This is a genomic window from Anthropogastromicrobium aceti, from assembly GCF_020687335.1.
Lineage (GTDB): Bacteria > Bacillota > Clostridia > Lachnospirales > Lachnospiraceae > Anthropogastromicrobium > Anthropogastromicrobium aceti.
In genome coordinates this window covers 1-9,343 of the sequence record NZ_JAJEQN010000068.1, presented here as the reverse complement: position 1 = coordinate 9,343, position 9,343 = coordinate 1, and the positions used below count along the sequence as shown (strand labels likewise).

General features: G+C 42.5%; 7 protein-coding genes, 1 tRNA gene and 1 pseudogene. All 9 read right to left on the bottom strand.

What is annotated here, in order from left to right; translation table 11 throughout:
* A pseudogene (locus tag LKD48_RS15785) lies at positions 1-891 on the bottom strand (translation initiation factor IF-2 N-terminal domain-containing protein); the annotation flags it as partial.
* Between the two features lie 23 nt (positions 892-914).
* Positions 915-1,220 carry a L7Ae/L30e/S12e/Gadd45 family ribosomal protein gene (locus LKD48_RS15780; protein ID WP_308732577.1) on the bottom strand — a complete coding sequence of 102 codons (306 nt, stop codon included), beginning with the start codon at positions 1,218-1,220 and terminating at the stop codon, positions 915-917.
* Complete coding sequence (gene rnpM / locus LKD48_RS15775) at positions 1,210-1,500, bottom strand: RNase P modulator RnpM (protein ID WP_227099967.1); 291 nt, start codon at positions 1,498-1,500, stop codon at positions 1,210-1,212. Before rnpM ends, LKD48_RS15780 begins: the two co-directional genes overlap by 11 nt.
* 11 nt (positions 1,501-1,511) lie before the next feature.
* Positions 1,512-2,666: a transcription termination factor NusA gene (gene nusA / locus LKD48_RS15770; protein ID WP_118612117.1), complete on the bottom strand. Its 1,155-nt coding sequence runs from the start codon at positions 2,664-2,666 to the stop codon at positions 1,512-1,514.
* Between the two features lie 78 nt (positions 2,667-2,744).
* On the bottom strand, positions 2,745-3,212 hold the full coding sequence (rimP, locus tag LKD48_RS15765) for a ribosome maturation factor RimP (protein ID WP_308732576.1): 468 nt from the start codon (positions 3,210-3,212) through the stop codon (positions 2,745-2,747).
* 196 nt (positions 3,213-3,408) lie between these two features.
* On the bottom strand, positions 3,409-4,674 hold the full coding sequence (locus tag LKD48_RS15760; RefSeq protein WP_308732575.1) for an NlpC/P60 family protein: 1,266 nt from the start codon (positions 4,672-4,674) through the stop codon (positions 3,409-3,411).
* A 48-nt stretch (positions 4,675-4,722) separates the two neighbouring features.
* Positions 4,723-6,960: a DNA gyrase/topoisomerase IV subunit A gene (locus LKD48_RS15755; protein WP_308732574.1), complete on the bottom strand. Its 2,238-nt coding sequence runs from the start codon at positions 6,958-6,960 to the stop codon at positions 4,723-4,725.
* Positions 6,961-7,150: 190 nt separating this feature from the next.
* The gene (locus LKD48_RS15750; RefSeq protein ID WP_227099971.1) at positions 7,151-9,067 is read right to left on the bottom strand and encodes a DNA gyrase/topoisomerase IV subunit B; all 1,917 of its coding nucleotides are present in this window, start codon (positions 9,065-9,067) and stop codon (positions 7,151-7,153) included.
* 199 nt (positions 9,068-9,266) lie between these two features.
* A tRNA-Glu gene (locus tag LKD48_RS15745) sits at positions 9,267-9,338 on the bottom strand.
* Positions 9,339-9,343: the final 5 nt, after the last annotated feature.

Below are 9,343 nucleotides of genomic sequence, written 5' to 3'. Positions count from 1 at the left end.
GCCGCCCTGACCATTTCCGTCACGTCTCTGACCATCTCTCTGGCCGTAGCCGCCCTGACCGTTTCCGTCACGTCTCTGACCATCTCTCTGGCCGTAGCCGCCCTGACCGTTTCCGTCGCGTCTCTGACCATAGCCGCCCTGATTATTTCCGTCACGTCTCTGGCCATCTCTCTGACCGTAGCCGCCCTGACCGTTTCCGTCACGTCTCTGACCATAGCCGCCCTGATTATTTCCATCACGTCTCTGACCATCTCTCTGGCCATAGCCGCCTTCTCTTCTCTGACCGCCCTGGCCATTTCCATCACGTCTCTGACCATCTCTCTGGCCATAACCGCCTTCTCTTCTCTGACCGCCCTGGCCATTTCCATCGCGTCTTTGTCCATTCTGACCATTTCCGCCATCACGTCTGGAATTATCTCTTCTATTTCCATCGTTTGTGGATTTTGAATCATTTCTGTCGTTTTTTGTATTTTCTCTTGTCATAGTCTCCTTCGGTGCCTCAGTCTTTGCCATCTCCTGTGCTTTTTCTGCCGGCTTTGTGCTCTCTGTTCTCTCAGCAGCCTTTTCCTGCTTATCGACAGACTTTTCTGCCTTGTCACCTTCCGGCTTCTTCGCACTGTCTGGACGCTTCTTTTTAGAAATTGGCTTTGTGCTGTTTTCCGGATGAAACAACAGACGAAGCTTTTTCTTTGGTGCGCCATCCTTGTCAGCTGCAGCATCAGCTGGCTCTGCTGGCTTTTTGAATGCCTTACGCACTTCTTCTACCATTGTATCCTGAAGCATAGTTGCTCTTGTTACACCACTCATACCCTTGCTGGAGCATAAGCTGATAATTTCACTTTCTTCTCTTTTTAATTCCTTGGCTAAATCATGGATGTTCAGTTTTGCCATAAATGTATCACCGACCCTTTTCTTTACTTATTGTCCAACTGTTTCTCTATTGCTTTCGCAAAACCGCCGTCAAGAACTGCAAGCGATGCACGAAACTCCTTTCCGATTCCGTGACCGAGCAGTCCCTTCTGCGAGTAACATGCAAAAGGTACCTGATAATACTTACACATATCACTAAACTTCTTTTTCGTGTTATCAGAAGCATCCTCTGCCACAATAATCAGACGTGCCTTTCCTGTCTTCACTGCCTTTTCGGCTGCAAATTCGCCACTCGCAATTTTACCTGCGCGTTCTGCTAATCCCAAAAGGGATATTACTTTATCGTTCAATCTGCTCCAACTCCTTTTTCAGATCATCGTAGCATTGCTGCGAAACCTCTGTTTTTAAAGCTCGTTCAAGAGCTTTTTTCTTTCTGGCCAGCTCAAGACAGGCCATACTACTGCATATATATGCACCTCGTCCATTTTTCTTGCCAGTCAGATCAAATCCAATCGTTACCCTTTCAGGATCCTCACTCGGTGAGCAAACGATACGGATCAGTTCCTTTTTACTTTTTCTTTCCCCGCATCCCACACACTGACGCATCGGAATTTTTTTTACAGCGGCCACTCTATCACCTCTTATTCCTGAACCTCATTGTCCTGTGCTGTCTCCTCGGACTGCTCAGTTTCTTCTGCTGCGCTAAAGTCGATCTCATCAAACAGACCTTCCTCCTCAGCCTGGCTCTCACTCTTGATATCAATCTTATAGCCTGTCAGCTTTGCAGTCAGACGTGCGTTCTGACCTGCCTTGCCAATAGCAAGTGACAGCTGGCTATCTGGAACTACAACAAGCGCTGAATGCTCATCATCATCAACTGCTACGAAAATAACCTTTGATGGGCTGAGTGCATTCTCAATAAACTGTGCTGCATTCTCATCCCAATTGATGATATCAATTTTCTCGCCGCCAAGCTCATCTACAACAGCATTTACACGAGAGCTGTTAACACCTACACATGCACCAACAGCATCTACGTTCTCATCATGAGAACAAACAGCCATCTTTGTTCTTGATCCAGCCTCTCTGCTGATTGCCTTGATCTCAACAGTTCCGTCCTTAATCTCGGCAACCTCAGCCTCAAACAATCTCTTTACTAACTCCGGACGAGAACGGGAAAGAAGAATCTTTGGTCCCTTCGGCAGATCCTTTACTTCTACGACATAGAATTTCATTCGGGTATTGACCTTATATTCCTCACCCTTAATCTGCTCGCCTGCCATTAAGGTAGCCTCTGCCTTTCCAAGATTTACACTGACATTTACGGTAGTTGACTTTCCATCCTCGCCTCTACGCTCAAAATGTCTTGAAATTACACCGCTTACTAAATCTCTCTCCATTAATTTATAGCGCTCATAAACAGCACGATTTTCTTCCTCTCGCAGCTTCTGAAGGATAATTGCTTTTGCAATCTGTGCAGCAATGCGGCCAAACTCCTTGGAATTTACCTTTACATAAACGGTAGAACCATAAACAGCCCTCTTGTCAAGAATCTTTGCATTAGGAAGACTGATCTGAGTCTGCTGATCTTCTACATTCTCTACTACTTCCTTTGCCATATTGATCTCATACTCGCCTGTATTGTAATCCATATTTACGACAATATTGTCGCTCTTTCCAAAATGATGCTTACAAGCCTGAACAAGTGACTCCTCGATTGCCTTTAAGACAACTTCCTTTCTGATATTCTTCTCTTTTTCAAGGACATTTAATGCTTCCATCAATTCCGTATTCATTATGTTCTCTTTCCTTTCTCTATTTCCTTATCCACTCTTCACAAAGCAATGCAATATGAGTGAATCGTTACCTTGCTTTTAGAAATCTAGCGCCAGACGAATCAACGCAATGTTGCTTCTTTCAAGCACCAGTGTTTTTTCATCCTCCAGCATAAGGGTAACGGTTATCTTGTCGTATGCGTTAAGCAGCCCGGTATATTCCTTACAGCCTTCTACTGCACGAAACAGTCGAACTTCAACTTCTTCACCAATGCTTCTTGCAAAATCCTTATCCTTCTTTAATGGTCTTCCAAGACCCGGAGAGCTTACCTCTAAAATATAGCTTTCTTCAATACAGTCATCTGTATCTAAAATAGGATCTGCCTCACGGCTTACCACCTCACAGTCATCTACTGCGATACCGCCCTCTTTGTCAATGTAGACACGCAGATACCAGCTTCCTGCCTCTTTAACATACTCCACATCAACCAGCTCAAATCCATGCTTCTGTGTGATCGGCAAAAACAGATTTTCTGCATATGCTTCAATCTCTTCTTTTCTTCTCATACTCCTGCCCTTTCCCGCCGCAAGCCTAATTCTTGCCGTTTGCTGCAGCGTATCTGCCTGTTTTGCAACTACTCTCTGAATAGTTATATTTTCTTGTGGGTATTTACATAGAAAGAGTGGACTCGCAAGCCCACTCTTTACCATAAAAACCTATATAACCTTTATAACATATATTTTCCTAAAGGTCAAGTGTTTTTTAGTCTCCAATAATGTTTACAACGCGAACAGGTTCAGTACTGTAATTGTATTTACTGATAGTTACCTGACCAAGAGACAAAGCTGCATGAAGAATTTTGCCGTCTCCAAGATACATAACAACGTGATCAATTGTTCCTGTTGCATCAGCATAAAACAAAAGATCACCTGGCTTTGCTTCGTTAAGTGTAATCTGTGTGCCTCTTGTTGCCTGCTCACGCGATGTTCTTGGAAGAGAAAAGCCTGCACTCGCATAACACTGCTGTACGAAGCTTGAACAGTCAATTCCTCCTGTCAGACTTGTTCCGCCATACACATATGGTGTTCCAATATACTGCTCACCAAATGTTAAGATCTGCTGACGTGTCGGAGAACAATCTGAAATGCTGCTCCACGGAATTGCCTCAACAAGATAAAAGCCTGTCTTTACATAGTCCTCATTTATATAACCATATGTACTGTTAAATGCAATTTTCAGCCAGTCTCCGTCTTTTTCTTCCACTACCTGCTTTTCGTTTGCATTAAGTGTCGTCCAAACCTCATACTCAAGACCAGGACCGCTTCTGACATTTAGTTTTTCCGTTGTCACCTCAACCATCTGCATACAGTGCTCAAGTGCAACTTCCTTTGCCTCTTCACCTGTCACACAATTTTCAGACCAAATATAGCCATCAATACCGCCAGAGCTTATGTGCCACCAGCCGTTTCCCATATCCTCAACAAGCTCACCACCGGAATACTTTGTCAGCTTTCCGATAATAGTACCGTCTGTTGTTGGCTGATTTCTTACATTTAGATACGTATTGACCTTTGATGCAATAAACATATTCGTATAATGATTCCACACATCCTCGCGCGGATCTTCATGTTTTTTTACTGTTTTTTCTGCCTCAGAAGCCTTTGTGGCATCCTCTGTTTTTTCCTCTAAAGATGTCTCTTCGCTTTCTGCAACTTCCTTTTTGCTCTCGCTCTCAATAGTCTGCTTCAAATTTTGCTCTGCAAGTGTCTGCTGTTCATTTTGTTCAATTGCATCCTTTGTTTCCTCAGCCGAAGATAAAGAAGGCTTTTTGCCTTCAAAGATGCCAAATCCATTTGTCACATGAAAAGCAGCCGCTACCACTGCAATAAGTGCCCAAATCACTACAATAACTAACACAATTTTTGTCATACGCTTGTTGCGGCGGCGACGTTTTATTTCTTTTTCCTTGCGTCTTCGAAATTCTGCCATCCGAGGGGTTTCCTCATACTCTGGTCTTTTGTGCTCCATGAATCTCACCTTTCTGATGCTGCCCTGCAATACATAACCATATGCTGCTTACTTTACCTGTTCAGGCTTGGCATCTCTTTTCTTCTTTGTAAGCTTGCTTAGTTCAATTTTTCTTCCCTGAACTTCTGCAAAAACTTTTTCTTTTGCATCAAAGGAATCAGCAAATACAACCTCTTCCCCTTCTTCTAGTTTCAATGCTCTTGTACCTGCTGCAGTTTTTTTCTGAAGCGGAACCTCTTCTGTTGAAAATTTAATTGCATGCTTTTTATTTGTCACAACTGCGACAAGCTCTTTTGAAGCATCTAAAATCGCAACAAGCGCATCGCCTTCTCCAAGCTTCGCCGCTGCAATCATTTTCTTTATGCTGATCAGCTCTGCTCCCAATGTTTTTCTAACCAAACCATTCTTTGTCACAAAAATGAGTGTCTTTTCCTTTATGTCCTCATCGCTAAATACTGTGAGAATTGTTTCATCAGCACTGCTATAGTTACACAAATTGTCAATCGGCGCACCCTTATCCTTGACCTTTCCAAGCGGAATTGCATCAGCCTTCAAATAATGAAGAATACCTTCCTTTGTGAATACAGCAAGACGTGAGTTTGTCTTACATGGCACAAAACGCACATTTTCGCTGCGAAGCTGTTCCTCATTTTTATCAAACAGCGCCTTATCTACAAGCTTTACATAGCCAAAACGGTTCATAACAAATACGACATCTGACACTACAGCCGGCTCTTCTTCAAATACAGCAAGAGATGCATTTGTAACTTTTGTGCGTCTTGGCACCTGATAATGTTCACGTATGCTGTCTAATTCCTTTTCGATTGTCTGATACATAGCCTTTTTGCTGCCTAAAATGCGCTCATATGAAGCAATCTTTGCAATCGTCTTTTTATGTTCGTCCAAAAGTGCCTGTAACTCAAGTCCAATTAGTTTGGATAAGCGAAGCTCCAAGATAGCAGTTGCCTGTGCCTCTGTAAACAAAAGCTTTGCAGCCTGTCTGCGTGATTTTTCAGTGCGGAAATTGATACCCTCTGTGATTCCTTCTGACAGACATGCCTTTGCCATCTTTAAAGTCTTACTTCCGCGGATAATTTCAATAATCAAATCTATCACATCAACTGCACGAATAAGACCTTCCTGAATTTCTCGCTTGTTTTTCTCTTTCTCAAGAAGACTTGTATATTTTCTTGTGTTAATATCAACAAGGAACTGAATGTGGTGTGTCAGAACTTCCTTTAAGCCAAGAACCTCTGGTCTTCCATCTACAATAGCAAGCATATTGACACCAAATGTGTCCTCTAACTTTGTTTTCTTATAAAGACCGGCAAGTATACGCTCTGCATCAGCACCCTTTTTCAGCTCGATCTCAATGCGAATACCTTCTTTTGAGGACTGATTTGAAATGTCCACGATATCCGGAAGCTTTCTCGACTCTGCAAGTGCTGCCACATCGCTAAGGAATTTTCCAATATTGGCACCGACCATTGTATAAGGAATCTCCGTAATTACAATTTTGTCACGGTCGCTCTTTCTTTTTCCGCGCACAATCTCTGCCTTGCCGCGTATTCTTATTTTCCCTCGTCCTGTCTCATAAATAGAAAGCAGCTCGTCCTTGTTTGTCACAATACCGCCAGTCGGAAAATCAGGTCCCTCAATAATATCTAACAAATCTGCCGTAGTCGCATTAGGAAATTCCATCAGCAACTTTTCTGCATTTATGATCTCTCCTAAATTATGTGGCGGTGTACTTGTCGTCATACCAACTGCAATACCTTCGGAACCGTTAATTAAAAAGTTCGGAACACGAACAGGAAGAACAGATGGCTCTTTTTCTGTCTCATCAAAGTTTGGAACAAAATCCACAATATTCTTATCCAGATCTGCCAGATACACTTCCTGTGTAAACTTCTTTAAGCGTGCCTCTGTGTAACGCATTGCCGCAGCACCGTCGCCCTCTATGGAACCAAAATTTCCATGTCCGTCAACAAGTGCCATTCCCTTCTTGAAATCCTGAGAAAGTACAACAAGTGCATCATAGATGGAGGAATCACCGTGAGGATGATATTTACCCATCGCATCACCGACAATACGCGCTGATTTTCGATGCGGCTTGTCTGCATTTAAGCCTAACTCATCCATCGCAAATAGAACTCTTCTTTGAACAGGCTTCAATCCGTCTCTGACATCTGGAACTGCACGCGCCGTGATAACGGACATCGAGTAGTTTATGAAGGATTTTCGCATTTCTGACGAATATTCCGTTGTAATGATTGTTTCTGCCATTTATATTAAATTCCATACCTTTCTTAGTATTTTGTGTATTATAATGCCTACGAATTGCTCCGTTGCTACGCAACTCTCGCAATTCCAAAAAACCTTCGGATTCGCTAATTTTAGTAAGAAACAGCACATCCGCGCCTATCATGCGCAAAACCGCCCTGTCGGGCTTAATCTCTGCTTCGCAGCTGTTAAATCATATATCCAGCTGTGCTTCGCGGCCATGCTTATGGATAAATTCTCTTCGCGGCTCAACATCGCTTCCCATCAAAAGCTCTGTCATCTCATTTGCAAGTCTGGCATCTTCGATTTCGACACGCTTTAAGCAACGGCTCTCTGGATTTAATGTTGTCTCCCACAGTTGGGACGCATCCATCTCTCCAAGTCCCTTATAGCGCTGCAAAGTGAAATCTTTATGCGTTTTTCTGTATTTATCAAGCGCAATGTCATCATAAAGATACTGTTCCTGACCGCGCTTTGGCACTGCCTTATAAAGCGGCGGCATTGCGATATAAACATGACCCTCCTGAATCAGTTCCGGCATAAAGCGGTAGAAAAATGTCATTAAAAGCGTACTGATATGCTCACCATCGACATCGGCATCGGCCATTATAATAATTTTGTCATAGCGAAGCTTAGAAATATCAAAGTCGTTTCCATATCCTTCTGAGAAACCACAGTTAAATGCCTGAACCATGGATTTAATTTCTGCATTTGCAAGCACCTTGTCAATAGATGCCTTTTCTACATTTAAGATTTTTCCTCTGATTGGAAGAATCGCCTGATAACGTCTGTCTCTGGCAGTCTTTGCCGAACCGCCTGCTGAATCTCCCTCTACGATAAAAATCTCACAAAGACTGCTGTCCTTGCTCTCACAGTTTGCAAGCTTTCCATTTCCATCAAATGAATATTTTTGCTTTGTCAGCAGATTAGACTTTGCCTTTTCCTCTGCCTTTCTAATCTTTGCAGATTTTTCTGCACAGCCAATAATACTCTTTAGCACCTCAACATGCTTATCAAAGTAAAGCTCTAGCTGCTCTCCTGTTACGTTAATTACTGCCTTTGAAGCATCCTGACTTCCAAGCTTTGTCTTTGTCTGACCCTCAAAAATAGGATCTGGATGCTTAATTGCAATAATAGCAGTCATACCGCAGCGCGTATCTGGTCCTGTAAATTTTGCAGGATCCTTTAAAATGCCAAGCTCTTTTGCATAGCTGTTTATTTCCTGCGTGAATTTTGTCTTAAAACCAGTCAGATGTGTTCCGCCGTCTGTATTGTAAATATTGTTGCAATAGCTAAGAAGCTTTTCTTCAAACAGATCCACAAACTGGAATGCAACTGTTACCTCTATTCCATCACTCATTCCTGTATAGGTGATAATATCATGAACTGTTTCCTTGCCCTTATTCAGCTCGCGGATATAAGCAGAAATTCCATCTGGCTCATAATAGGTAATACTCTCCTCCTCACCGCTTCGCTTGTTATTAAAGACAATTTCCAGACCTGGATTTAAATAAGTTGTCTCATGCAGACGACTCATAATTGACTGTGCTGAAAAACGTGTTCGCTCAAAAATTTCAGCATCTGGCTTAAAATTAATCCATGTTCCAGTTTCCTTTGTTCTTCCTTTTTTCGGGAGAAGGCCGTCCTTTAGTTCAATTACAGGCGTTCCTCTCTCATATTTATCATAATAAACCCATCCGTCTTTTGCGATATGGATCTCCAAATATTCAGAAAGTGCATTGACAACGGAAGATCCTACACCATGAAGTCCTCCGCTTGTTTTATATGCTGTGTTATCAAATTTACCTCCTGCATGCAGCGTCGTAAAAATAACACGCTCTGCAGATACACCAAGCTTGTGACGATCAACAGGAATACCACGGCCACTGTCCTTTACCGTAACAGATCCATCATTTTCCAATGTCACCTCTATATGATTACAAAAACCTGCCAAATGCTCATCAACGGCATTGTCTACAATCTCATATACCAAATGGTTTAAACCAGAGACAGATACGCCTCCTATATACATACCTGGACGCTTGCGGACTGCTTCAAGTCCCTCAAGCACCGTAATACTGTCTGCATTGTATACGTCTTTTTTTGCCATCTATATTTCCTTCCTTATCTCATCATCTCAATCATCTCTTATATCCGTTAATTTTATACCATTGAGTGATTCTTTCTGTCAAGCTGTTTTCCGAATGAGATGTCCCGCAAATTGGAACTTCCCACTCATTTATACTTGTTTTATGAACTTATGTTTGGTTTTATTCTTAAAAAAAATGCTCTGCAACTGCAGAGCATAACAGCTTGTAGGAGAATCGAACTCCTGTTTTCGCCGTGAGAGGGCGACGTCTTAACCCCTTGACCAACAAGCCATATT

What these genes read in the sequence shown, in the direction of transcription:
- LKD48_RS15755 (WP_308732574.1), bottom strand. Translation starts at nt 6,960, where the DNA reads ATGGCAGAAACAATCATTACAACGGAATATTCGTCAGAAATGCGAAAA.
- rimP (WP_308732576.1), bottom strand. Translation starts at nt 3,212, where the DNA reads ATGAGAAGAAAAGAAGAGATTGAAGCATATGCAGAAAATCTGTTTTTG.
- LKD48_RS15760 (WP_308732575.1), bottom strand. Translation starts at nt 4,674, where the DNA reads ATGGAGCACAAAAGACCAGAGTATGAGGAAACCCCTCGGATGGCAGAA.
- LKD48_RS15750 (WP_227099971.1), bottom strand. Translation starts at nt 9,067, where the DNA reads ATGGCAAAAAAAGACGTATACAATGCAGACAGTATTACGGTGCTTGAG.
- nusA (WP_118612117.1), bottom strand. Translation starts at nt 2,666, where the DNA reads ATGAATACGGAATTGATGGAAGCATTAAATGTCCTTGAAAAAGAGAAG.